Consider the following 22900-nt stretch of genomic DNA (forward strand, 5'->3'; position numbering starts at 1 on the left):
GCGCAGGGCAGCCGGCACAAGCACACCAGGCGCAGACCATATTATTTTACAATATAAAGCCAGGTTTGTAAACTCAAAAATTGCGGCTTGAAAATATTGGCTTTATCGGGAAGTACATGCCCATATCCATGCCTTGTCAAATAAAATCCCCTTATGATATACTGGTCAGAAGCAGCGGGTTTTATGTAAGAAGCCTGCCCTTCAATGAGATAATATAAAGAAAATTCAGAAAAAAATTCAGGAGGTAAACTATATGAAGATCACAGAAGGATACATGCCCTATCTGGGCTATCAGACCTACTACCGGATCGCCGGCGAGTGCAGGGACGGCAAGAAGCCTCTGCTCCTTCTCCACGGCGGACCGGGCTCCACACACAATTACTTTGAGGTGCTGGACGCTCTGGCGGATACAGGCAGGGCCGTCATCTCCTACGACCAGCTTGGCTGCGGGAACTCCTATGTGGACGGGCACCCGGAGCTGTGGTGCCAGAAGACATGGGACAACGAGCTGATGGAACTGCGCAGGCATCTGGGGCTTGACCAGGTGCACCTGCTGGGACAGTCCTGGGGCGGCATGCTGGCCATTGAGTATCTCTGCGACTACCAGCCGGAGGGCGTCGCCTCTGTCATTCTCTCCAGCACCCTTTCCTCCGCCAGTCTGTGGGCAAAGGAGCAGCACCGGATGATCCGTTTCCTCTCCCAGGAGGACCAGGAGGCCATCGCCGAGGCGGAGCGGACCGGAAACTTTGACACGCCGGAGTACCTGGCCGCCAACAGCCGCTTCATGGAGCGCCACTGCGACTCTCCCTCCGCTGACACGCCGGAGTGTGTGACCCGTCCCAAGAGATCCGGGAAGGAGGCCTACCTCTACGGCTGGGGTCCCAACGAGTACAACCCCACAGGATCCCTGGGAAGCTGGGAGTACACGGACAAGCTGGAGAGGATCAAATGCCCGGCCCTCATCATCAGCGGCACGAACGACCTGTGCACACCCCTCATCGCCAAGACCATGTACGACCGCATCCCGAACGCAAGATGGGAGCTCTTCGACGGGTGCCGTCACATGTGCTTTGTGGAGGACAATGAAAAATATATCCGCCTTCTCACTGAATGGCTGGATCAGACAGAAAAAAACGGCTGCGTGTAGGCAGCCGTTTTCTTCTGTCTCGTCTTATTTCTGGTTCCGGAACTGTACCGGTGTCATATTGTACGCTTTCTTGAAGAGCCTGTTAAAGTGCTCCACATTCTGATAGCCCACGGACAGGGCGATATTTTCCACGGTCATGTTGCTGCTCTTTAAGAGCGCTCTGGCCTTCTTCATGCGGATCTTTTTCACAAGGTCTCCGAAGGTCATCCCTGATTTCTCCCGGATATACTTGGAAAGGTAGGGCTTGGAGAGATAGAATTTCTCTGCCAGGTCATCCAGCGTCACGTCAATGTAGTTGGCCTGTATATAGTTCATGATCTCGATCATGCGGGCGTCCTTCACCGGGTCAGCGGTGCTGAGCTCCTCGATCTTGTTCACAGCCACGATGAGGGCCTCGATGGAGGCGCGGATGATGTCCGCGTCGATGCCAACGCCCCAGAACGTCTTCTCGTGGGAGATGATGCCCACGTAGGCCACCGCCTTGGAGGAAGATCCTCTGGTGAGGGAGTGCTCCTCGTAGTAGCGCAGCTCGTAGCTGATGTTGAAGTACTGCTTGATGGCGTTGCTGACTGCGTCCAGACGTCCGTTTCCGGAGGCGGTCACCACCTGCTCGTCATTGCCGTGGTGGATGGTGGCGTCGGCGATGATGCCGTCCGCCTGGCGGAAATGGCACTCGTCAATGGAGAACACTGTCTTCGCATTCACGTAGTTGTCCGTAAAGATCTGGTATACCCACTCCGGTGTCAGCTCCTTGTGCGCCTTGTCGGAGACATCCTTCACAAGGTATCCCACTTCCTCACGCATCTTCTCCGGAAGGTTGATGCCGTGGCTCTGCTTCAGGATATAGTTCACGCCGCCCTTTCCGGACTGGCTGTTGATGCGGATAACGTCTGAGTCGTAGCGTCTTCCCACATCCTGGGGATCGATGGGCAGATAGGGAACAGTCCACTTGTCGCACTTCTTCTCCTCTCTCCAGGCCATGCCCTTGGCGATGGCATCCTGGTGGGAGCCGGAGAAGGCGGTGAAGACCAGCTCGCCCGCATAGGGCTGGCGCACATCCACAGTCATCCTTGTGAGCCGCTCGTAGGTCTCCTTGATCTCCTCCATGTTGGAGAAGTCCAGCTTCGGGTCCACACCGTGGGAGAACATGTTCATGCCCAGGGTGATGATATCCACGTTTCCTGTCCGCTCACCGTTTCCGAACAGGGTTCCCTCGATCCTGTCAGCGCCGGCCAGTATTCCAAGCTCCGCTGTGGCCACGCCGCAGCCCCTGTCGTTGTGGGGATGGAGGGAGAGAACCACATTGTCTCTGTAGGCCAGATGCTTGTGCACATACTCAAGCTGGGATGCAAAGACGTGGGGCATGGCGTTCTCCACAGTCGTGGGAATGTTGATGATGGCCTTGTTGTCCGCCTGGGGCTTCCACACGTCCAGGACTGCGTTGCACACCTCCACGGCATAGTCTACCTCTGTCCCTGAGAAGCTCTCCGGGCTGTACTCAAAGGTGAAGTTTCCCTCTGTCTCGTCCGCCAGCTTCTTCAGCAGCTTTGCACCGTCCACAGCAATTTTCTTAATCTGCTCTTTATCCTTTTTGAACACCTGCTCTCTCTGAGCCACAGAAGTGGAATTGTACAGGTGGATGACAGCGTGGGGCGCACCCTTCACAGCCTCAAAGGTCCTCTTGATGATATGCTCTCTGGCCTGGGTCAGCACCTGGACTGTCACGTCGTCTGGGATCATGTTCTTCTCGATCAGGGCTCGCATAAAGTTGTACTCTGTCTCAGAGGCAGCCGGGAAGCCCACCTCGATCTCCTTGAAGCCCACCTTTACGAGCAGCTCAAAGAACTCCAGCTTCTCCTCCAGACTCATAGGCTCGATCAGGGCCTGGTTGCCGTCCCGCAAGTCCACACTGCACCAGATGGGAGGCTGGTCTATGTATTCTTTCTTCACCCAGTCGTAGGTGACTTCCGGCGGCATGAAATACTGCCGCTCATACTTCTCAAAATTCTTCATGTCTCATCTCTTCCTTTCAGCAATACAAAAAGCAGAATATTTATCAACTTTATTGTTCTTTTTTAATACCCGTCTATCCTATCATACATATGCCCAAAAGAAAAGTGGTAAATTTAATCATTTTTATTGATTTATTTTATTCTTCCCCGCAAAATAGCGGGCGCAGACCTGGCTGAAACACCAGAGGGCGCTTCGCTCCGGCACCTTTGCAGCCGCCGTTACCTTCTGCTCTGCCACCGGAAAATCCCCGACGCAGTAGCGGATACTCCCCACCTCCTGCCCCTCTGTCACCGGGGCAGTCAGCTTCTCCGGCAGGTCGATGCTGGCAGTCACCGTCTCGTTTTCCGCCAGAAGGAATTCCTTTTGGATGGGCTCTGACGCAAGGAGAGCCAGAGCCTCCCCCTCCAGAGTGCCGGAGGGCGGCGCGCCGCCGGAAACAGGAAGGGCTGGCAGGGGCCGGTCCAGAGTGACCGTCTCATATTGGTAGTGGTCAATCCCGTACTGCATCAGTTTCTTTGTGTCCTCCCACTTGTACCCCTTGTTGCCCGGCCACCCGCAGGCCAGCAGGGCTACGATAAAGGTGCGTCCCCTGTTTTCCAGAGCTCCCACATAGCAGTATCCGGCGTCCGCTGTAAATCCGGTCTTTCCCGTGAGAGCCCCCTCCATCATGGTGAGAAAGGCGTTGTGGTTTTGCAGGGAGAAGCTCCTCTGACCGGACAGGTCTGTGAAGGTGTAGCTGTCCTTCCCCGTGATGTCGAGAAAGGCCGTCCTCTTTGGGGACTGGGTGATACAGTACTTAAGGATCCGGGCCAGGTCGGCCGCTGTGGTGGAGTGGATCCCGGTCCCATCGGAGGCGTCCAGGCCGTTGGGAGTGATGAAATAGGTGTCCCGGCAGCCGATCTCCTCCGCCTTCCGGTTCATCATCCCGGCAAATTTCTCCACACTCCCGGCTGTGTTCTCCGCGATCACTACAGCGCTGTCATTGTGGGACTCCAGCATCAGGGAGCAGAGAAGATCCTCCAGGCGGTAGGTCTCCCCCTCCCGGACGCCCAGCCGGACCTCCGGCTGGGAGGCAGCCTCCTCCGACACAGAGCACTCCATCTCCAGGTCCGCCGTCTCCAGCGCCAGGATGCACGTCATAATCTTGGTAGTGCTGGCCATGGGACGGGCTGTGTCCGCGTCTTTTCCAAATAAAACACGCCCGCTGTCAGCGTCCATCAGGACCGCTGACCGGGCGTAGAGCTGGGCCAGCTCCTCCGGCGTCTCCCCCTCCCCGGCACCGGCAGCCATCCCCCGCATGGAAGGACAGAACGCCAGCCAGATAAAGAGGAGGACAGGCGCCAGGAGAATACCGGCCCTCTTTATCCTTCTCATTCCATACCATTTTCTATATAACCGACCTTTTTCCGGTCTTCTCATACACATCACGACCCGAAGCATCCGCGCAGTTAACTTATATGTATGCCCCGTGACCGAAAAATATGTCTTGCGCCCGAACAGGCTATACGTCCAGCTTCAGCTGGGCCTCCTCCTCGGCCTCGTGTTTGAAATTCTCGATCTGCTCCGGGTTGATCCCCGGCAGCTCGTCCAGGGAGTGGATGCTGAAGCGCCGCAGGAACTCCTCCGTTGTCCCGAACAGGATGGGCTTTCCAGGCGCGTCCAGCCGTCCCACCTCGCACACGAGATCATACTCCACCAGTTTGTTCACCGCGTGGTCTGACTTGACTCCCCGGATCTTTTCGATCTCCAGCTTTGTGACAGGCTGGCGATAGGCGATGATGGAGAGCGTCTCCAGCTGCACGTCCGTGAGCACGTACCTGCGGGGCTGCTTTGCCACCTTGATGAGATACTCGTACATCTGGGGCTTTGTGCACATCTGGAAGGAGTCCTCCAGCTCAATGATGTGGATTCCCCTGTCGTCCGTCTCGTATTTATCCATCATGTTGTGGATCACCTTGCGGGTCGTCTCCTCGTCATGGCCGATGGCCGCCGCGATCTTGGAGAGCTCCACGGAGTCCCCCATAGTAAAAAGAATGGCTTCTATGATACCCTCTAGTCTGCTTATCTCCACTTTATACTTCCCCTTCTTCTCTTTGCTCTTCTTGCGCTGTCCGCTCCCCGCCGCATATCATGGAGGTGATAAGGATATCGTCAAAGGGCTGCTCCTGCAGAACCCTGATCTTGCCTGTCTTCATCAGCTCCAGCACGGCCAGGAAGGTGACTACAAGCTGTACCCTGGATCCCTGCCTTGACAGGAGCTGCCGGAAGCTGAAGGCGGGGTGGGTTCCGGCGTACTCCTCCACATAGTCCAGCTTCTCCGGCAGGGAGACCTCCTCCTTCTCGATCTTTCCAAAGCGGCTGCGGATGGGATCGATCTTCTCCGTCTGCCTGCGCATCATCTCCCGGAAAATGCTGTTCAGCCTGGACAGGGTCAGCCCGTCCAGCAGTTTGTCCAGATCCACAGGCTCCACGTAGTCCTGCACCTCCTCCGGTATGTCCGGCTCCCGGTACAGGGATCTTTCGCCCTCCACCTGCCGGTCCCGGAGCTCGTAGGACATGTACTTGTACATCTTGTACTGGAGAAGCTGCTCCACCAGCTCCTGCCGGGGGTCTTCCTCCTCCCCCTCCTCGTTCACTTCCTTGGGAAGCAGCATCCGGCACTTGATGTCCAGCAGTGTGGCCGCCATGAGGAGGAACTCGCTCATCACGTTCAGGTCCTCCCTCTCCATGGCGTGGATATATTCCATGTACTGATTTGTGATCTCCACGATAGGAATGTCGTAGATATCTATTTTATTTTTGTCGATGAGGTGCAGAAGAAGGTCCAGAGGGCCTTCAAACACCTGCAGCTTTACCTCTAATCCCACAGACATCCTCCGCTCTTTCCTGACTTAACCATACTATTATATCTGACCTTTGCTCTTTTCTCAACAGTTTTTCTAAAGCTGTATGAGCACTCGGGACCGTAGAATGCCCATGAGAAGCTCCTTGGCCTCTTTTTGCTGCCTTTCCACCGGAATGCGCTCTGCGTGTCCCTCGTTGATGAAGCCGATGATCCCGTAGCAGAGAAAACCGGCGATCCTCTTCGGCGAGTACTTAAGCCGGCTTTGCCTCTCCATCCTCTTGGTGTGCTTCTCCACCGTCTCCAGGACGATGCTGTAGAAGGCGAACGCAAGGTAGGGATTTTTGTCCGGCGCCGTGTAATGGAAAAAGTCAAAATGGCTGTAGTACAGCTCCATAATGGCATCCAGGATGTTGCAGTAGCTGAGCACCTCGTCCCTTCCCGGATTGTTCTTTCGCTGTTTCCTCTCATAGTCCTCCGTGCCCAGGACCACCATATCCTGAAAGATCTCGTCCACCAGGGCGTACTTGTCGCTGTAGTGAGAGTAGAAGGTGATCCTGCTGATCTGCGCCCTGGCACACAGCTCCGTGATGGAGATCTGCTCAAAGGGCTGCTCCGGAAGCATGGAGATGAGGGTGCTCTTCAGATTTCTCTTTGTCTTCGTAATGCGTCTGTCTTCCATTACATTTCCCCCGATCTGTATAAATAACTGACAAAAACGGATGGTCTGTCATTGAGTTTTATTTTTTGTTCTGCTATAATATTTTAACATCTGTTAAAATATCGGTCAATGTGTAAGATATTTTGAGTTTTTAAGTCATATCATGGAACTGTAAAGGAGAATACTATGTCAGACATTGCTATTATGACGGACAGCAACTGCGGGATCATGCCGGGGTGCGAGCCTTATTCCGACATCCATATCATTCCCATGCCTGTCCTGATCGATGGTGAGACCTTTTACGAGGGGAAGAGCATCACTGCCGACGCGTTCTACCGGAAGCTGGCCTCTGACGCCGCTGTCAGCACATCCCTCCCCTCCCCCGGAGATGTGATGGACATGTGGGCCTCCCTCCTGCGGGATTACCGGGAGGTCGTGTATATCCCCATGTCCAGCGGACTTTCCACCTCCTGCGCCAGCGCTCTGGCTCTGGCCTCTGAGGGTGACTTTGAGGGCCGCGTCCATGTGGTGGACAACCACCGGATCTCTGTCACCCAAACCCAGTCCGTGCTGGACGCCTACTTCCTCGCCAGGGAGGGAAGGACGGGACGACAGATCAAGGAGCAGCTTGAAAGCGAGGCGCTGGATGCCAGCATCTACATTGCGGTGGACACCCTGAAATACCTGAAAAAAGGAGGGCGCATCACTCCAGCCGCCGCCGCGGTGGGCACGGTGCTGAACCTGAAGCCTGTCCTCACCATCCAGGGGGACAAGCTGGATGCCTTCGCCAAGGTCCGGGGCATGAAGGCCGCCTTCCGGACTATGTGCAAGGCGGTAAGAAAGGATATAGACATGCGCTTCTCCCATCTGAGGGACGAGGGCGTCCTGAAGCTTGGCATGGCCGAGACGGACATGGACGAAGAAGAGTTTCTCTCCTGGAAGGAAAAGTATCAGGAATGTTTTCCGGATATGGAGATCGTCCACTATCCTCTCACCATGAGCATCGGCTGCCACACCGGGGCGGGGGCTCTTGGAGTGGGCGTCTTCCGGGTGCACCGGCCTTAGGCCTATTTACCTGTAAAGGAAAGGCTGACGAGCTCAGCCATATTGTAGAGACGGACATTGACTGTGTGGGTTCCCAGCCCCCGGCTGACCACACAGCTTCGCCCGTCTCTTCTTTTGTACATATCTCCTGAATATCTGGGGAAAAGCTGCATCTGAGGCGTGATGACTCCCCCCGCAAGGGGCAGCCGGACGACGCCTCCGTGGAGATGCCCGGACAGGACAAGATCCGCCCCCCAGTCCCAGTAGGCGTCCATGCAGGCCGGGTTGTGAGCCAGGAGGATGTGGTACTCCTCTCCCTCCGGCTCCCCGATCCTCCTTTTTATCTCCTCTGTCTGCAGCTTTTCCCTCCCGAAATGACTGTAGCAGGAAAGGGGGATCTCCAGGCCTGTCAGCGCAGCCTGGAAGCTCCCCTTCTGAAACAGACAGGTCTCGTTTTCCAGCAGGTGTACGCCTGCCCCCATCAGGGCGTCCCGGTATCTCTCATACCGGTCTTGGTACTGTCTTCTGTTCTCCTTCATCTTCTGCTCATGGTTTCCGTTGGCGGCATAGACGGGGGCCACAGCCGCAAGCCTCCTCATGAGAGCGGCTGCCGTCCTGTCAGTCTCCGGCTGTGTCCGGGTCAGCATGTCGCCGCCCACCAGGATACAGTCCGGCTCCTCCCTCTCGACCTGCTCCAGGAGCCTGCGGTTCTCCCTTCCGTACTCCTTTCCGTGAAGATCTGAGAGAAAGACCATCCGGATCTTGCTCCCTCTCTCCATTCCCGGTATCTCTTCCCTGTAGCGTCTCACCCGGAAGGTGGACAATTCCCTTGCCATCTCCCCGGCGCACACCAGGGCAGACGCGCCAAGCAGCGCAAGCGGCTTCTTCCACATTTCGCGTTCCTCCCTTATCTGTCTGCCGCCTTCTGGGCAGTTCTGGTAATGATTATATAATCTGTTTCCCTGTTTTGCAACTTTCTTTCGCGTCTTCTCTTCCAGTTAATGCCTGCTTTCCGGCTAGGCCGGGAAGAACAGCTCCAGGGTCTGCTCCAGGGAGCTCTGGTAGGTGGCCTTCGGGACATCCTCCACCGCCACAATGTCCGCCCTGCCAATCTCGGCGCCGTCCAGTGTGTAGACCACGCTTCCCGCCTTATCCCCCGCTTTGACAGGGGCTGTCAGCTTCTCCTGGGGCTGATACTCCCGCTCAATGGCTGTCAGGTCCGCCCCTTCCGTGTCCACATACTGGAAAGGCTCCTTCTGGCTGACAGCCGCCAGTCTCTTCTGGCCTCCCTGGACCCTCACAGGCTCCAGGCTCTGGATGCCCTCATCCACATATTTGACACACTTTCCAAAGCCATAGTCCAGAAGAGTCACCGCGTCCCTGAACCGGTCTTTTGAGGTCTCCGCCCCCATGACCACCGCGATCATCTCCATCTGGTTCTTTTCGGCCGTGGCGGACACGCAGAAGCCGGCGTCGTCTGTGGAACCGGTCTTCAGGCCTGTGGCGTAGGCGTACTGGCGGATCAGCTTGTTTGTGTTGGCCAGGGTGAAAGTGCTGCTCCCCTTTGCCGTGGTGTGGGTAATGTCCTCCATCCAGATGCCGGCGTAATCCCGGATCTGGGGATATATAAGGATCAGCTCCCTGGACATGGTCCCTATGTCCCTGGCGGTAGTCAAATGCCCCTCCGCATCCAGGCCGTTACAGTTGACAAAGCTGGTGTTCTCCATGCCAAGTCCGGCAGCCCTCTCGTTCATGTGCTTCACAAACTCCTCCTCGCTCCCCCAGATATGCTCTGCCATGGCTACACATGCGTCGTTTGCGCTTGCTACGGCGATACACTTGATCAGGGTGTCCGCCGTCTGCACCTCCCCCGGCTCCAGGAAGACCTGAGAGCCTCCCATGGAGGCGGCATACTCGGACACGGTCACCTGGTCTTCCAGGGCAATCTTCCCTTCCGCCAGAGCGTCAAAGATGAGAAGCAGGGTCATGATCTTCGTCACGCTGGCAGGGGGCCGCCTCTCATCCGCGTTTTTCTCGTAGACGGACTTTCCTGTGGACGCCTCCATCAGAAAAGCAGAGGGTGAACCCACCTGGGGACCTGCCCCCGCTTCCTCCTGCCCGCTTTCCTCCTGCCCAGTCTCTTCCTGGCCGGCCTGGGGCGCCGCTCTGAGCAGGGCCGGCTGCAGGAGCAGCGCCCCGCACAGGAGGGCCGTCAAAAATCGTTTCATATGCCCATCTCTCCTTGCATACATCGTCTGTTACTAATATATTTTGCTCTTTTTGCACTTATTCTTTTTTTCTCCGCCCGCGGGCCGCCAGGACGGGCCGGATAGTTGTCAAGCCTGCTCCCCTGTGTTAAAATGAGTGTTCCGGAATTCGTCTCCCCCGGGAGAGGCTCCGGCTGACTTTTTAGAAAAAATATAGTAAGAAAAGGGGTATCTCATGAATAAAAAAGAAGTTCTGGAAATCCGAAAGCAGTTCTCTTTGCAGAACTGCGCCATCACCCGCATCTGCGGCTGCTATGTGGACGGAGACAAGGAAAAGAAACTGGAATTCAAGGAGGCCTTCCTCTCTCTCCCCGAGGAGGAGGAATACAAGTATTTTGATCTGTTCAAGCGGACTCTGTCCGGCACTGTCGGGAAAAACCTCCTCAATATGAGCTTTCCTCTGGAGGAGGAGCAAAAGGGCGGAGCCCAGGAGTTCCTGATGCAGCTCAAGGACAGCAGGCTCACAGACGACATGCTGGTGTCCGAGTTTTACGATAAGGTGATCGAGAACTATGACTTTGGGGAGCACTATCTCATTCTCCTCATCCACGCCGCCTACGACGTGCCCGGCAAGGCCTCCGACGGGATGGAGATGTACGACGCCTCCGATACAGTCTACGACTACATACTGTGCAGCATCTGTCCTGTGTCCCTCTCCAAGGCGGGCCTTTGCTACAACGCGGAGCACAACAGCATCGAGGACAGGATCCGGGACTGGATCGTAAATGATCCGGTAAACGGTTTTCTCTTCCCCGCCTTCAACGACCGGGCCAGCGACGTCCACGGCCTGCTCTATTACTCCAAGAAGCCCGAGGAGCTGCAGGAGGTCTTCCTCACCCAGGTTCTGGGCTGCAGCCAGGTCTTGAGCGCCGGCACCCAGAAGGAGTCCTTCCAGGCCATGATCGCGGACACCCTGGGCGAGGACTGTGCCTACAGTGTGATCCGCAATATTCACGAGAACCTGAACACCCTGATCGAGGAGAACAAGGAGGAGCCGGAGCCCCTGGAGCTTGGCAAGCCGGAGGTCAGACGTCTCTTCTCCCTGAGCGGGGTGCCGGAGGAGAACCTGGAGAACTTTGACCGGGAGTTCGATGAAACTGTGGGCGCAAAGGCCTCCCTTCTGGCCTCCAACATTGCCAGCACAAAGAAATTCAACATCAAGACTCCGGACATTGTGATCAACGTCAATCCGGACCGGACAGACCTGGTGGACGTACGGATCGTGGACGGGCGGAAATGCCTTGTGATCCCTGTGGATGACCAGGTGGAGGTCAACGGCATTGAAGTCCGAATGGATCCGGAGACAGGGGTTTCGGAGCCGTCCGTATAGGACGGCCCCTCCGTCTGCAAAGTCACAGACTCTACAGCTCCACGATCCTGGGTCTGTGGTGGGTGTAGGGCAGGAACTTTTTCAGAAGATCCTGGGTCTTAAATTTCAGATGGGTGGTGTTGATGCCTGTGTTGCAGACAAACCACTCCGCCTGGGCCACCTCCTTGTCGATGATGAGCTGCACGTAGTCGTCCTCATCGTTCAGAAGCCCCACAACGCTGGCAGAGCCAGGTGTACAGCCGATGTGCTTCACCATCAACTCCGGCGGCGCAAAGGACATGTGGGACACGCCCAGCTTTTTGCTGAAGGAGGCGGTGTCAAAGGGCTTGTCGTCGGGCATGAGAAGCAGGAAGAAGGAGGTCTTCTTCTGGTTGCAGAGAAAGACATCCTTTCTCACAGGCGCCTGCAGCACCTCGCCGATCTCGGCGCACTCCTCCATGGACGCGGCCGGGTCGTTGTCCACCCTCTCGTAGGGGATCCCCAGCTTTTTGAAGACCCTGTACACCTCCTGCTCAAGCGGGACTCTCTTCTCCACATCGTCCGGAGGGGTGTTTGTGATTTCGCTGATATACATAGGTTTTCCTCCATTTCATTTTGTCTTACAGGAGCTATTATAGTGCACCGGCCCCCTCTTTCGCAAGACGCACAGATGGCTTTTTGGCGGGCCGGCTGTGAAAACCATCAAAAAATATGATTGAAAGGTTGTGATCTGTCATGAAATATATACTTGCCTCCGCTTCCCCCAGAAGGAGGGAGCTTCTCTCCCAGGCAGGATTTTCCTTTGAGGTGTGTCCCTCTGACGCGGAAGAAAAGAGCGGCGGCTCCTCCCCCGCCGAGATCGTGGAGGATCTGGCGGCTCTGAAGGCCAGGGATATCTTCGAAAAATGCCAGGCTTCCCAGACAGAGGACTTTACCGTCATCGGAGCGGACACTGTCGTCGCCTACAACGGCGAGATCCTGGGAAAGCCCGCCGATGAGGATGAGGCGCTGGATATGCTCTCCATGCTGGCGGACCGGACCCATCAGGTCTACACGGGCGTGTGCCTCATCGCAGTGAAGGGAAAAAAGAAATACATGCGCACCTTCCACGAGTGCACCCTTGTCACCTTCTATCCCGTGACAAGAGGGGAGCTTCTCTCCTACATACGGACCGGCGATCCTTTGGACAAGGCCGGAGCCTACGGGATTCAGGGGCCCTTTGCCGTGCATGTAAAGGAAATCCGGGGAGACTACAACAACGTGGTCGGACTTCCCATCGCGAGGCTGTACCACGAGCTGAGAGAGCTGGAAGCTCTGTAAGGAAGTATCGAATGTAAGAGGGCACTGAAAAAGATGAAAAAAAGATGACACGCATCCGCGTGTCATCTTTGCTTTGCACATTAGTTATATTTACGTTTTCTAGCAGCTTCGGATTTCTTTTTGCGTCTTACGCTTGGTTTCTCGTAATGCTCTCTTTTCCGAATTTCCTGCTGAATACCAGCCTTTGCGCAGCTTCTTTTAAATCTGCGTAAAGCGCTGTCCAACGTCTCGTTTTCTTTAACGATTACATTTGACATAGTCTCACACCTAACCTCCCCTCCAGCCCTATATTGTGCATCATACGACTGTTCGGGTATATTTATTGCACTACATTAGATTATAGCACATTTTTCCGGCACGTCAATAATTTTTTGCGTTTTAAAGCTGGTTTTCCAGTACTTCTTTTGCTTTTTCCAGGGCTTCGTCAATGCCGGCCGGGTTCTTTCCGCCTGCCTGCGCCATGTTCGGGCGTCCGCCTCCGCCTCCGCCGACGCAGCCGGCGATGGCCTTGATCAGGTTGCCGGCGTGGGCTCCTGCCTTGATGGCTCCCTCTGTGGCTGTGGCCATGAGGCTGACCTTTCCTCCTGCGTCTGACGCCAGGACGATGACGCCCTCTCCCAGCTTCTCCTTGAGCTGGTCTCCCAGATCCCGCAGTCCGTTCATGTCAGCACCAGGCGCCTTGGCCGCCAGGAATTTAACGCCCTTCACCTCTGTCACCTGGTCTGTCACATCTCCCATGGACTCTTTGGCCAGCTTACTCTTCAGGCTCTCCACCTCGCTGTGAAGCTCCTTGTTCTCGGAGATCATGTGGGACAGCCGTTCTTCCAGCTTGTCCGGCGTGGTCTTCAAAAGCTTCGCGGATCTCTCCAGCTTCTCCTCCAGCTCGTCGTAGTACCTGAGAAGACCCTTGGATGTGAGGGCCTCGATCCTGCGCACGCCAGCGGCCACGCCTGTCTCAGAGATGATCTTGAAGGCTGTGATGACGCCTGTGTTGTCCACATGGGTTCCGCCGCAGAACTCCTTGGAGAAATCACCCATGCTCACCACGCGGACGATGTCGCCATACTTCTCTCCAAAGAGAGCGGCTGCTCCGGTCTTTTTCGCCTCCTCGATAGGCATGTTCTCCGCCTTCACAGGCAGACAGTTCATGATCTGCTCGTTGACGATCTCCTCCACCTTTTTCAGCTCTTCCTTTGTCAAGGCTGAGAAGTGGGTAAAGTCAAAACGGAGCCTGTACTCGTTGACAGAGGATCCGGCCTGCTCCACATGGGTTCCCAACACCTGGCGCAGCGCCTGCTGGAGAAGATGGGTGGCGCTGTGGTTCCTTGCGGAGAGGGCCCGCTTCTCCTCGTTGACCTCCAGGGTAGCCTTGTCTCCCACCTTCAGCATACCGCTCACCACATGGCCCACATGGCCGATCTTTCCGCCCAGGAGCTTGATCGTGTCCTCCACCTGGAACAGTCCGTCCTCTGTGCGGATCACGCCGTTGTCCGCCTCCTGGCCACCGCTTGTAGCGTAAAACGGAGTCTCTTTTACAAATACGGTGCCCTTCTGTCCGTCAGAGAGGGCGTCCACCACCTCGTCCTCTGTCGTCAGGACAGTGATCTCAGAGTCGTATGTCAGGTGGTCATAGCCTACAAATGTACTGGTCACGGCAGGGTCGATGGACTCGTACACAGTCACATCGGCTCCCATGTAGTTTGTCTCGCCGAAGGTGCCCTTAGCCCGCTCCTTCTGGGCCTTTGCAGCCTTCTCAAAGCCCTCCTCATCGATGGAAAAGCCTTTCTCCTCCAGGATCTCCCTTGTCAGATCCACAGGGAAGCCGTATGTGTCATAGAGGCGGAAGGCCTCCTCGCCGGAGAGGACTTTACTTCCCTCCTTCTCCATCTGGGACTCCAGCCCCTCCAGGATGGAAAGTCCCTGGTCTATGGTCTTGTTAAACTGCTCTTCCTCCTTGGTGATCACCTTGAAGATGAAATCCTTCTTCTCCTCCAGCTCCGGATAGCCGTCCTTGGACCCATCGATGACCGTCTGGGCCAGCTCTACAAGGAACTCTCCCTTGATGCCCAGGAGACGTCCGTGACGGCAGGCGCGGCGGAGAAGCCGGCGCAGCACATAGCCTCTTCCGCTGTTGGAGGGCATGATGCCGTCGGAGATCATGAAGGTGACAGAGCGGATGTGGTCCGTGATGACGCGGATGGACACGTCCGTGGCATAATCCTTCTCGTACTCCTTGCCGGCAAGGCGGCATACGTGCTCTCTGAGAGCCCGGATCGTGTCGATGTCAAACATGGAGTCCACGTCCTGCACGATACAGGCCAGACGCTCCAGACCCATGCCTGTGTCAATGTTCTTCTGTTCCAGCTCTGTATAGTTCCCGTGCCCGTCATTGTCAAACTGGGTAAACACGTTGTTCCAGATCTCCATATACCGGTCACAGTCACAGCCTACCGTGCAGTCCGGCTTTCCGCAGCCGTACTTCTCGCCCCGGTCATAGTAGACCTCTGAGCAGGGGCCGCAGGGACCGCTTCCGTGCTCCCAGAAGTTGTCCTCCTTGCCAAAACGGAAGATTCTCTCCTCCGGAATACCGATCTGCTTGTTCCAGATCTCCCACGCCTCGTCGTCGTCCACGTAGACGGAAGGGTACAGGCGATCCGGGTCAAGGCCCACCACCTCTGTCAGGAACTCCCATGTCCAGGCGATGGCCTCCTTCTTGAAGTAGTCTCCAAAGGAGAAGTTGCCCAGCATCTCGAAGAAGGTGCCGTGGCGTGCTGTCTTTCCCACATTCTCAATGTCCCCGGTGCGGATGCACTTCTGGCAGGTAGTCACTCTCGTCCTCGGAGGGATCTCCTGGCCTGTGAAGTAGGGCTTCAGAGGAGCCATACCGGAATTGATCAGAAGAAGGCTTTTATCATTGTGGGGCACGAGCGAAAAACTCTTCATCGCCAGGTGTCCCTTGCTCTCAAAAAATGTCAGGAACATTTTTCTTAATTCATTTACACCGTATTTTTGCATAGTTTCCTCCTAAATTTTCAAACTAATATCTAATTATAAAGAGAACCCCGGCGTTTGTCAACGCCGGGGCTTTTCACCTGTTAGCTTTACCTTTCAGCCTCACCGCTTACAGGTCTGCCTACTTCAGCTCGATCTCTTCCAGCTCCTTCGGAGGCACCTGCTTTGAGGATGCCTTTACGAAATCCTGGATCTTCTTCTGGGCCTTCGCAACGGGGATATTGGTGCCGGCGCCGGCCACGCAGCCGCCGGGACAGCCCATACCCTCGATGAGACAGCCGTTCATCCTGCCCGCCTTGGCCAGGGTCAGGATCTTCTTGCAGTCGGCCAGCCCCTCCGCGTGCTCGATGTTCACCTGCACATCCGGATAGTAGGTGTTGATACATTTCTTGATGGCGTCCGCCACGCCGCCAGCCACCGCATAGCCGCGGCCTGCGCCTGTGGCGTTGTGGAAGGAGGACTCGGCGGAGTACTCAGCCAGGTCAATGTCCTTTGCGTCAAACATAGCCTGGAGCTCCTCAAAGGTCACCACGAAATCCACATCGCTGCGGACGCTTCTTCTCATGGCCTCCAGCTTCTTGGCCGCGCAGGGTCCGATAAAGACCACCTTGGCGTCCGGATGCTCCTTCTTGATGGTCCTCGCAGTAGCCACCATAGGCGTCAGCTCCTGGGATACCTCGTCAATGAGATCCGGGAAGAATTTCTTCGCCAGCATAGCCCAGGAGGGGCAGCAGGAGGTGAGCAGGAAGGGAAGCTCCCCTGTAGTCACCTTCTCCACATAGTGATGAGCCTCGGCAATGGCGCCGATGTCCGCTCCCAGAGCCACCTCGTACACCTCTTTAAAGCCCAGCTCCATGAGAGCCGCTTTCAGGTTCCTCGGCGTGATGTTGTCGCCGAACTGTCCGTAGAAGGCCGGGGCGATCTCCGCAATGATATAGTCCCCCTCGGTCAGGGCTCTGGCCAGCTGGAAGATCTGGGACTTGTCTGAGATGGCTCCGAATGGGCAGTTCACCATGCACATACCGCAGGAAACACATTTGTCATTGTCAATGTAGGCCCGTCCCATCTTGTCAGAAACGATAGCTCCCACGCCGCAGGCCTTCTGGCAGGGCCGCTCCTTCTTGGCAATGGCGTCATAGGGACAGACGGACTTGCACTTGCCGCACTTGATACATTTGGACTGATCGATAAAGGATTTGCCGTTCACAAAGGAGATGGCTCCTTTGGGGCAGACCTCCATACAGGGATGTGCCAGACAGCCCTTGCACATGTTGCTGACCTCGTATCCCTTCTCCTCACAGGCCTCGCAGGCGGACGGGATCACCTGCATAAGAGGCGGCTCATAGTATTTGTCGGAAATATTGCTGGCCTCCACACCTGCGGTCAGGTGAACCGGCTTGTTCTCCGGGCGCAGGGCCAGACCCATGGCCAGCCGCAGCCTCTCGCGGACGATAGCCCTGGCTCTGTACACACTCTCCCTGTATTTGATCTTCGTGTCCTCGTTTACCATTTTGTATGGAATGGCTTCCATATCGTCGTTTAACGTCTCCGGGTTGGATTTAAACCCAAGCCTTGCGACCTCCTCGAATACCTTGCGGCGCAGTCTCCGCACCGTCGTATCCAATCCTCTCATCATAAAGCGGTCTCCTCCTGTATTAGAACTTTTGCCCCCTCGTCAAAAGGGCCTTTCATCATTACAACTATAGCCGGCTGTTAATTTTCTGTCAAGAACACTGCGTGTACAAAATCAGGAACATGGAGCAAGCCCTACTTTTCAAACAGGCTCTGGGCGTAATACACAGACTGCATGGCGTCCTTCCCGTAGAAGTCGGCTCCGATCATGTCCGCATACTCCTGGTTCAGCACAGCGCCGCCCACCATCACCCGGCAGTCCGGCTTCTCCTTTCTAAGCTGCCGGATGGTTTCCTCCATACTGCCCACAGTGGTGGTCATGAGAGCAGAGAGACCAACCAGCCGGACATCCTCGTCAAGAGCCTTTTGCACGATGTCCTCCGGGGGAACATCCTTGCCCATGTCGATCACGTCAAAGCTGTAGTTTTCCAGGAGCACCTTCACGATGTTTTTCCCGATGTCGTGGATATCTCCCTTGACTGTGGCAAGAATGATCTTCTCCTTCTTTTCCGCGGCTGCTCCGCTCTCCTCCAGCTTGTCTCTGAGCACGGCAAAGGCGTTTTTGGCCGCGTCGGCGCTCATGAGAAGCTGGGGCAGAAAGACGGTTCCCTTCTCAAATCCCTTTCCCACCTGATCCAGGGCCGGGATCAGCTCACTGTCGATAATGGCAAGGGGAGCCTGCTCCTTCACCAGCTCCTTTGTGATGGCAGAGGCATCCTCCTTCAATCCCTTCTCTATGGCCTCCTTCAGGGTGAGGGCGGGCTGTCCCCCCGTCGGGGCAGAGATCTCCGGACCGGCGCTGCCGTACTCCCTGATGTAGTCCTCGCAGTTGCTGTCAAAGCCCATCAGCGCGCAGTAGGCGTAGTAGGACTTCATCATCTCAGGGGAGGAGGGATTGATGATGCCCGCCGTGAGGCCGCTCTGCATGGCCATGGTGTAGAAGTTGGCGTTGATGACCGCCCGCCCCGGCAGGCCAAAGGAGATGTTGGACACGCCGAGGACAGTCCGGACGCCGTATCTCTCCCGCACAAGGCGGAGAGCCTCCAGTGTCGTCCTGGCCCCCTCCGGGTCGGAGCTGATGGTCATAGCCAGCACGTCGATGACGATATCCTTGGGCTCGATCCCGTACCTGGCCGCCTCTTTGATGATTTTTCCGGCGATCCTGGCACGCCCCTCGGCGTCCGAGGGGATACCCGCCTCGTCCAGAGTCAGGCCTACCACTACGCCCCCGTACTTTTTCACAAGGGGGAATACCTGGGCCATGGACTCCTGCTTTCCGTTGACAGAGTTGATCATGGGCTTCCCGTTGTACATCCGCATGGCGGCTTCCATAGCCTCCGGATCCACCGTGTCGATCTGCAGGGGCAGGCTGGTAATGCTCTGCAGCTCTCCCACCACATCCCGCATCATGGCTGTCTCGTCAATGTCCGGAAGGCCCACGTTCACATCCAGGATGTGGGCGCCTCTCTCCTGCTGGGTAACCGCCTCCTTCAGGATGTACTCCATGTCGTGATCCTTCAGCGCCTGCCGGAACTTTTTCTTTCCTGTAGGATTGATGCGCTCTCCGATGATCACCGGCTTATCCCCCAGGATCACCGCCTGCCCGTAGGAGGATACGATGGTCTCCTTCTTCCTGACCGGAGCCTTCGCCTCCATCCCCCGGCACAGCCGGGTCATCTGCCGAATGTGATCCGGGGTGGTGCCGCAGCATCCGCCCACCACGCAGGCCCCCATCTCCACGATCCTCTGCATGGAGGCGGCAAATTCTTCCGGCTCCACGTCATACACCGTGTGTCCGTCCCGCTGCACCGGCAGGCCCGCGTTGGGCTTCACGATCACCGGCAGGGAGGTGTATCTCATGACGTCCTCCAGAATGGGGAGCATCTGCTCCGGTCCCAGGCCGCAGTTGATGCCAAGGGCGTCCACCCGGAGCCCCTCCAGCATGGAGACAGCGGCAGCCACATCCCCGCCCGTCAGCAGCTTGCCCTTCTCGTCAAAGATCATGGTGACAAAGACCGGCAGGGAGGTGTGCTCCTTGGCCCCCAGCACCGCCGCCTTCATCTCGTACATGTCGCTCATGGTCTCAATATGGATCAGGTCCGCCCCGGCGGCCTCCCCGTACCCGGCGGCCTCCCCGAAGGCGGACAGGGCCGTCTCAAAGTCCAGGTCTCCCAGCGGTTTCAGGAGCTTTCCTGTTGGTCCTATGTCCATGGCCACGTAGACCTTCCTGTCGTCATGGACTCCCAGATAGGCGCCCTCCCTGGCGCTCACCACAGCGGCTGTGATGATGTCCTCCAGATCGTACTCACTGCTGTGGAATTTGAGGGCGTTGGCCCCGAATGTGTTGGTGAGGACAATGTCGCTCCCGGCCTCAAAGTACTGTCTGTGGATATCCACGATCTCCTCTGTGTGCTCCAGGTTCCAGACCTCCGGCAGTTCCCCGGGGCGCAGTCCCTTCTCCTGGAGAAGGGTTCCCATGCCGCCGTCAAAAAACAGCAGCTCTTTTCCTAATCTGTCCAGTATCATCCTTCGTTCCTCCGATATATGCAATCTCTCTTTCCGCAGGCCTCACAGCCCTTCCTGTGGCAGGGCTCCCTCACTGTGGAAACCCCGATCACCGCGGTGACAGATTTCACCGGGGTGAGCATGGAGCTGTCTGTCATGGAAAGGCCAATCCTCTTTGGCGCATCCAGCATGGCCAGGATCTGTCCCTGGTGCCGGATGGAAAAATCTCCGTAGCCGGGGCTGAACCTGGGCCGCAGATACTTGCCCTCCCTCTCCAGCTCGCGGCCGATCTTCTCCTGCTCCTCATCCAGATATTCCTCCAGCATGGCAGCCGCACAGGCCTGTGTCACCACGGCTCCGGCCATGTCTGTCAGGGACTGGCGGCGCATAAGGAGATCCACGCCGGCTCCCAGGGTGGCTCCCAGGACTACTGTCTGACAGCAGCCCTTCATATTTTTCCAGAGACTCCTGCTCTCCACCTCCATGCCGCCTATGTCCAGGCGTCCCTCCCCGGCGGTTTTCAGGTCAAAGAGCCTCCAGACGATCCTGGGGGAGGCCGCCTGCTCCAGCTTGTCAAAGGAGCCTGCTATCAGGTCCAGAGTGGCCTGATCCGCCTCCTTTCGTCCAAATCCCAGGTAGCGGATCGCCTCTTTTGTCCTCGTGTCTGTCATCCCGATTTCTGTGTCCTTTCTTGTCCTTGTAGTTGTACAAAACAGGCTGCCGCGCCAGATAAACAGGTGCGGCAGCCTGAGATCATCCTGTCATACATTCTATAGCTCGTCGTAAAGCTTCTCATACTGTCTTGCGGAATTGTTCCATGAGAAATCCTGCTGCATGGCTCTCTCAACGATCTTGTTCCAGTCTCTCTTGTGATCGTAGTAGATCTGCTCCGCATAGCGGACAGTTGCCATCATCTCGTGAGCATTGTAATTGCAGAAGCTGAAGCCGGTGCCGGTCTTCTCATATTCATTGTAGGGCTCCACCGTGTCCTTCAGTCCGCCTGTCTCCCTGACGATGGGCAGAGTCCCGTACCGCAGGCTCATGAGCTGGCTCAGGCCGCAGGGCTCAAAGAGGGAGGGCATGAGGAAAGCGTCGCAGGAAGCGTAGATCTTGTGGGACATGGGCTCGGAATAGTAAATGTTCGCGGAAACCTTTCCCGGATACTTCCATGCGTAATGGCGGAACATGTTCTCGTACCGCGCCTCCCCGGTTCCCAGAGCCACGATCTGGATGGCGTCCTGACAGAGCTCATCCAGTACACAGTCGATCAGGTCAAAGCCCTTCTGATCTGTCAGTCTGGAAACAATGCCGATCATCATTACATGGCTGTCCTTGTCCAGCCCCAGCTCCTCCTGGAGGGCAATCTTATTCTTTACCTTCTCCTTCCGGAAATTGCTCACCGAGTAATTGCGGGCAATGTGCTTGTCTGTCTCCGGATTGTACTCATTGTAGTCAATGCCGTTGACAATACCTGAGAGGCAGTTTGCCCTTGCGTTCATCAGTCCGTCCAGCTTCTCGCCGTAGAAGGGAGTCTTGATCTCCTCCGCATATGTACTGCTGACAGTGGTAATGCGGTCCGCATAAACGATGCCGCCTTTCAGGTAGTTGGCATCCTTGTAGGCCTCCAGCTTGTCCGGCACGAAATAGTAGGACGGAAGGCCTGTGATATCCTGCACTCTCTTTGTATCCCAGGTGCCCTGGAATTTCAGGTTGTGGATGGTCATGATTGTCTTGATGCCCCGGTAATACTCGTTTCCATAGCGGAAATTATCGAGGAAGATGGGGATCAGACCGGTCTGCCAGTCATGGCAGTGGATGATATCCGGCCGGAAGCCGATCACCGGCAGGGCGCTCAGCACCGCCTTGGAGAAGAAGGCAAACTTCTCGATATCCGCATACATATCTCCATAGGGCGCCCAGCCGCTGAAATAGTATTCATTATCTATAAAATAGAACGTAATTCCTTCGTACTGCAACTCAAGAATTCCTACGTACTCTGTTCTCCAGTTCAGGTCCATGTAAAAATGCGTCCGGTACTGCAGCTGATTTCTCCACTCCTCTTTTATGCAGAGATATTTTGGCAGCATGACGCGGACATCGTATTTTTCTTTGTCAAAATATTTCGGCAGAGACCCGACTACGTCTGCCAGCCCGCCCGTCTTGATAAAGGGCACGGACTCCGATGCTGCAAAAAGTATTTGTTTCATGATATCTTTCCTCCCATCCTTACGGTATCTAGGTATATACGCTTATTATACCGTATTTTTTTTCAGATGAAAAGGGTTATCTGTTTTTATATTCCAGGCGGAGGGTGTCCGCAATAAGGGCGATAAACTCTGAGTTTGTGGGCTTTCCCTTGCCGTTGCTCACAGTGTATCCGAAGAGCTCATCCAGTGTGTCCAGCTTCCCTCGGCTCCATGCCACCTCAATGGCGTGGCGGATAGCCCGCTCCACCCGGCTGGCCGTCGTCTGGTGGCGCTTGGCGACTGTGGGGTACAGCACCTTGGTCACCGCGTTCAGCACGTCCATGTCCTCCACGGCCATCATGATAGCGTCCCGCAGGTAATGATACCCCTTGATGTGGGCGGGAATACCAATCTCGTGGATCATGTCTGTCACTCTCGTCTCCAGGCTTTGCTCCTGCGTTTCGCCGCCCTGCTGGGACAGATCCGTGCCAGGGATATAGCTTGTCCTCCCCTTCTGAGTGACCTGCTTGATCCGCTCCAGGATGACGTCATTTTTAAAGGGCTTCATGACATAGTACATGGCTCCCTTGTTGAAGGCGTCCTCCGTGATCCTCTCCTGGCCCACAGCTGTCACTATGATAAAATACGGGCGCTTTTTCAAAGTTTTGTCATGGTTGACGGCGTCCATCACTCCCAGTCCGTCCATTTTAGGCATGATCAGATCGAGCAGGACAACATCCGGCTCCTTCTCCCGGATCACGCGGCACATATCCTCACCGTTGTCCGCCTTTCCCACCAGACTTAAATCCTTGTCGCTGCTGATGATTTCGCCAAGCAGCTCCAGAATTCTCTCATTGTCGTCGGCGATTGCTACACGAATCTCTCCCATTCCATAATCCTCCTATCTGTTCTTGAAAAACTGTCAAGGAAAATTATAGAATTACAAAAATGCGAAATCAAGG

The 22900-nt window shown here is 56.0% G+C and carries 19 protein-coding genes; 4 read left to right on the forward strand and 15 right to left on the reverse strand.

Annotation, left to right across the window (positions count from 1 at the left end):
• Positions 1 to 253 precede the first annotated feature (253 nt).
• A complete protein-coding gene (gene pepI, locus FGQ86_RS05555) occupies positions 254 to 1147 on the forward strand; it encodes a proline iminopeptidase (RefSeq protein ID WP_138303170.1) in 894 nt (297 codons plus the stop codon).
• Between the two features lie 24 nt (positions 1148 to 1171).
• Here the strand turns inward: pepI and FGQ86_RS05560 are convergent, their stop codons facing one another.
• The 5 genes from FGQ86_RS05560 to FGQ86_RS05580 form a co-directional block, all read right to left on the reverse strand.
• A complete protein-coding gene (locus FGQ86_RS05560; protein ID WP_138303171.1) occupies positions 1172 to 3160 on the reverse strand; it encodes a 2-isopropylmalate synthase in 1989 nt (662 codons plus the stop codon).
• A 123-nt stretch (positions 3161 to 3283) separates the two neighbouring features.
• Positions 3284 to 4534 carry a D-alanyl-D-alanine carboxypeptidase family protein gene (locus FGQ86_RS05565; RefSeq protein WP_347562480.1) on the reverse strand — a complete coding sequence of 417 codons (1251 nt, stop codon included), beginning with the start codon at positions 4532 to 4534 and terminating at the stop codon, positions 3284 to 3286.
• Between the two features lie 127 nt (positions 4535 to 4661).
• Entirely contained in the window at positions 4662 to 5231 is a 570-nt protein-coding gene (scpB, locus tag FGQ86_RS05570; protein ID WP_033125565.1) for an SMC-Scp complex subunit ScpB, read from the reverse strand.
• 1 nt (position 5232) lies between these two features.
• Positions 5233 to 6027 (reverse strand): segregation/condensation protein A, encoded by a 795-nt coding sequence (locus FGQ86_RS05575; protein WP_052084000.1) that lies wholly within the window; start codon positions 6025 to 6027, stop codon positions 5233 to 5235.
• Positions 6028 to 6099: 72 nt separating this feature from the next.
• Positions 6100 to 6684 (reverse strand): TetR family transcriptional regulator, encoded by a 585-nt coding sequence (locus FGQ86_RS05580; protein WP_033125564.1) that lies wholly within the window; start codon positions 6682 to 6684, stop codon positions 6100 to 6102.
• 165 nt (positions 6685 to 6849) lie between these two features.
• Between FGQ86_RS05580 and FGQ86_RS05585 the strand changes: the two genes are divergently transcribed.
• The gene (locus FGQ86_RS05585; RefSeq protein ID WP_138303172.1) at positions 6850 to 7728 is read left to right on the forward strand and encodes a DegV family protein; all 879 of its coding nucleotides are present in this window, start codon (positions 6850 to 6852) and stop codon (positions 7726 to 7728) included.
• A gap of 2 nt (positions 7729 to 7730) precedes the next feature.
• Here FGQ86_RS05585 and FGQ86_RS05590 read toward each other — a convergent pair whose 3' ends face one another.
• Positions 7731 to 8600 (reverse strand): metallophosphoesterase, encoded by an 870-nt coding sequence (locus tag FGQ86_RS05590; protein ID WP_033125562.1) that lies wholly within the window; start codon positions 8598 to 8600, stop codon positions 7731 to 7733.
• Between the two features lie 123 nt (positions 8601 to 8723).
• Positions 8724 to 9935 (reverse strand): D-alanyl-D-alanine carboxypeptidase family protein, encoded by a 1212-nt coding sequence (locus FGQ86_RS05595; protein WP_138303173.1) that lies wholly within the window; start codon positions 9933 to 9935, stop codon positions 8724 to 8726.
• A gap of 214 nt (positions 9936 to 10149) precedes the next feature.
• Here FGQ86_RS05595 and FGQ86_RS05600 point away from each other — a divergent pair, with 214 nt between their 5' ends.
• Positions 10150 to 11304 carry a DUF4317 domain-containing protein gene (locus tag FGQ86_RS05600; RefSeq protein ID WP_033125560.1) on the forward strand — a complete coding sequence of 385 codons (1155 nt, stop codon included), beginning with the start codon at positions 10150 to 10152 and terminating at the stop codon, positions 11302 to 11304.
• A 31-nt stretch (positions 11305 to 11335) separates the two neighbouring features.
• Here the strand turns inward: FGQ86_RS05600 and FGQ86_RS05605 are convergent, their stop codons facing one another.
• Positions 11336 to 11878 carry a prolyl-tRNA synthetase associated domain-containing protein gene (locus FGQ86_RS05605; RefSeq protein WP_033125559.1) on the reverse strand — a complete coding sequence of 181 codons (543 nt, stop codon included), beginning with the start codon at positions 11876 to 11878 and terminating at the stop codon, positions 11336 to 11338.
• A 140-nt stretch (positions 11879 to 12018) separates the two neighbouring features.
• Here FGQ86_RS05605 and FGQ86_RS05610 point away from each other — a divergent pair, with 140 nt between their 5' ends.
• Positions 12019 to 12603 carry a Maf family protein gene (locus FGQ86_RS05610; RefSeq protein ID WP_138303174.1) on the forward strand — a complete coding sequence of 195 codons (585 nt, stop codon included), beginning with the start codon at positions 12019 to 12021 and terminating at the stop codon, positions 12601 to 12603.
• 80 nt (positions 12604 to 12683) lie between these two features.
• Here FGQ86_RS05610 and rpsU read toward each other — a convergent pair whose 3' ends face one another.
• The 7 genes from rpsU to spo0A all read right to left on the reverse strand — a co-directional run bounded on the left by rpsU (position 12684) and on the right by spo0A (position 22827).
• On the reverse strand, positions 12684 to 12860 hold the full coding sequence (gene rpsU, locus FGQ86_RS05615) for a 30S ribosomal protein S21 (protein WP_004222305.1): 177 nt from the start codon (positions 12858 to 12860) through the stop codon (positions 12684 to 12686).
• A 121-nt stretch (positions 12861 to 12981) separates the two neighbouring features.
• On the reverse strand, positions 12982 to 15618 hold the full coding sequence (alaS, locus tag FGQ86_RS05620; protein ID WP_033125557.1) for an alanine--tRNA ligase: 2637 nt from the start codon (positions 15616 to 15618) through the stop codon (positions 12982 to 12984).
• Positions 15619 to 15736: 118 nt separating this feature from the next.
• Positions 15737 to 17251 (reverse strand): 4Fe-4S dicluster domain-containing protein, encoded by a 1515-nt coding sequence (locus tag FGQ86_RS05625; RefSeq protein ID WP_033125556.1) that lies wholly within the window; start codon positions 17249 to 17251, stop codon positions 15737 to 15739.
• A gap of 131 nt (positions 17252 to 17382) precedes the next feature.
• Positions 17383 to 19773, reverse strand: coding sequence for a homocysteine S-methyltransferase family protein (locus FGQ86_RS05630; protein WP_033125555.1), 2391 nt, complete (start codon positions 19771 to 19773; stop codon positions 17383 to 17385).
• Entirely contained in the window at positions 19770 to 20423 is a 654-nt protein-coding gene (locus FGQ86_RS05635; RefSeq protein ID WP_033125554.1) for a vitamin B12 dependent-methionine synthase activation domain-containing protein, read from the reverse strand. The genes FGQ86_RS05630 and FGQ86_RS05635 overlap by 4 nt, the downstream gene beginning before the upstream one ends.
• 99 nt (positions 20424 to 20522) lie before the next feature.
• Complete coding sequence (glgA, locus tag FGQ86_RS05640) at positions 20523 to 21959, reverse strand: glycogen synthase GlgA (RefSeq protein ID WP_033125553.1); 1437 nt, start codon at positions 21957 to 21959, stop codon at positions 20523 to 20525.
• Between the two features lie 76 nt (positions 21960 to 22035).
• Positions 22036 to 22827, reverse strand: a complete 792-nt coding sequence (gene spo0A / locus FGQ86_RS05645; protein ID WP_033125552.1) for a sporulation transcription factor Spo0A — start codon at positions 22825 to 22827, stop codon at positions 22036 to 22038.
• Between the last annotated feature and the right edge of the window lie 73 nt (positions 22828 to 22900).

Source organism: Clostridium sp. BSD2780061688st1 H5 (assembly GCF_005845155.1).
GTDB lineage: Bacteria > Bacillota > Clostridia > Lachnospirales > Lachnospiraceae > Claveliimonas > Claveliimonas intestinigallinarum.

Excerpts from the sequence above, each read along its gene's own strand:
- pepI (WP_138303170.1), top strand. The coding sequence starts at position 254 with ATGAAGATCACAGAAGGATACATGCCCTATCTGGGCTATCAGACCTAC.
- FGQ86_RS05560 (WP_138303171.1), bottom strand. The coding sequence starts at position 3,160 with ATGAAGAATTTTGAGAAGTATGAGCGGCAGTATTTCATGCCGCCGGAA.
- FGQ86_RS05565 (WP_347562480.1), bottom strand. The coding sequence starts at position 4,534 with ATGAGAAGGATAAAGAGGGCCGGTATTCTCCTGGCGCCTGTCCTCCTC.
- FGQ86_RS05580 (WP_033125564.1), bottom strand. The coding sequence starts at position 6,684 with ATGGAAGACAGACGCATTACGAAGACAAAGAGAAATCTGAAGAGCACC.
- FGQ86_RS05585 (WP_138303172.1), top strand. The coding sequence starts at position 6,850 with ATGTCAGACATTGCTATTATGACGGACAGCAACTGCGGGATCATGCCG.
- FGQ86_RS05590 (WP_033125562.1), bottom strand. The coding sequence starts at position 8,600 with ATGTGGAAGAAGCCGCTTGCGCTGCTTGGCGCGTCTGCCCTGGTGTGC.
- FGQ86_RS05595 (WP_138303173.1), bottom strand. The coding sequence starts at position 9,935 with ATGAAACGATTTTTGACGGCCCTCCTGTGCGGGGCGCTGCTCCTGCAG.
- FGQ86_RS05600 (WP_033125560.1), top strand. The coding sequence starts at position 10,150 with ATGAATAAAAAAGAAGTTCTGGAAATCCGAAAGCAGTTCTCTTTGCAG.
- FGQ86_RS05605 (WP_033125559.1), bottom strand. The coding sequence starts at position 11,878 with ATGTATATCAGCGAAATCACAAACACCCCTCCGGACGATGTGGAGAAG.
- FGQ86_RS05610 (WP_138303174.1), top strand. The coding sequence starts at position 12,019 with ATGAAATATATACTTGCCTCCGCTTCCCCCAGAAGGAGGGAGCTTCTC.
- rpsU (WP_004222305.1), bottom strand. The coding sequence starts at position 12,860 with ATGTCAAATGTAATCGTTAAAGAAAACGAGACGTTGGACAGCGCTTTA.
- alaS (WP_033125557.1), bottom strand. The coding sequence starts at position 15,618 with ATGCAAAAATACGGTGTAAATGAATTAAGAAAAATGTTCCTGACATTT.
- FGQ86_RS05625 (WP_033125556.1), bottom strand. The coding sequence starts at position 17,251 with ATGATGAGAGGATTGGATACGACGGTGCGGAGACTGCGCCGCAAGGTA.
- FGQ86_RS05630 (WP_033125555.1), bottom strand. The coding sequence starts at position 19,773 with ATGATACTGGACAGATTAGGAAAAGAGCTGCTGTTTTTTGACGGCGGC.
- FGQ86_RS05635 (WP_033125554.1), bottom strand. The coding sequence starts at position 20,423 with ATGACAGACACGAGGACAAAAGAGGCGATCCGCTACCTGGGATTTGGA.
- glgA (WP_033125553.1), bottom strand. The coding sequence starts at position 21,959 with ATGAAACAAATACTTTTTGCAGCATCGGAGTCCGTGCCCTTTATCAAG.
- spo0A (WP_033125552.1), bottom strand. The coding sequence starts at position 22,827 with ATGGGAGAGATTCGTGTAGCAATCGCCGACGACAATGAGAGAATTCTG.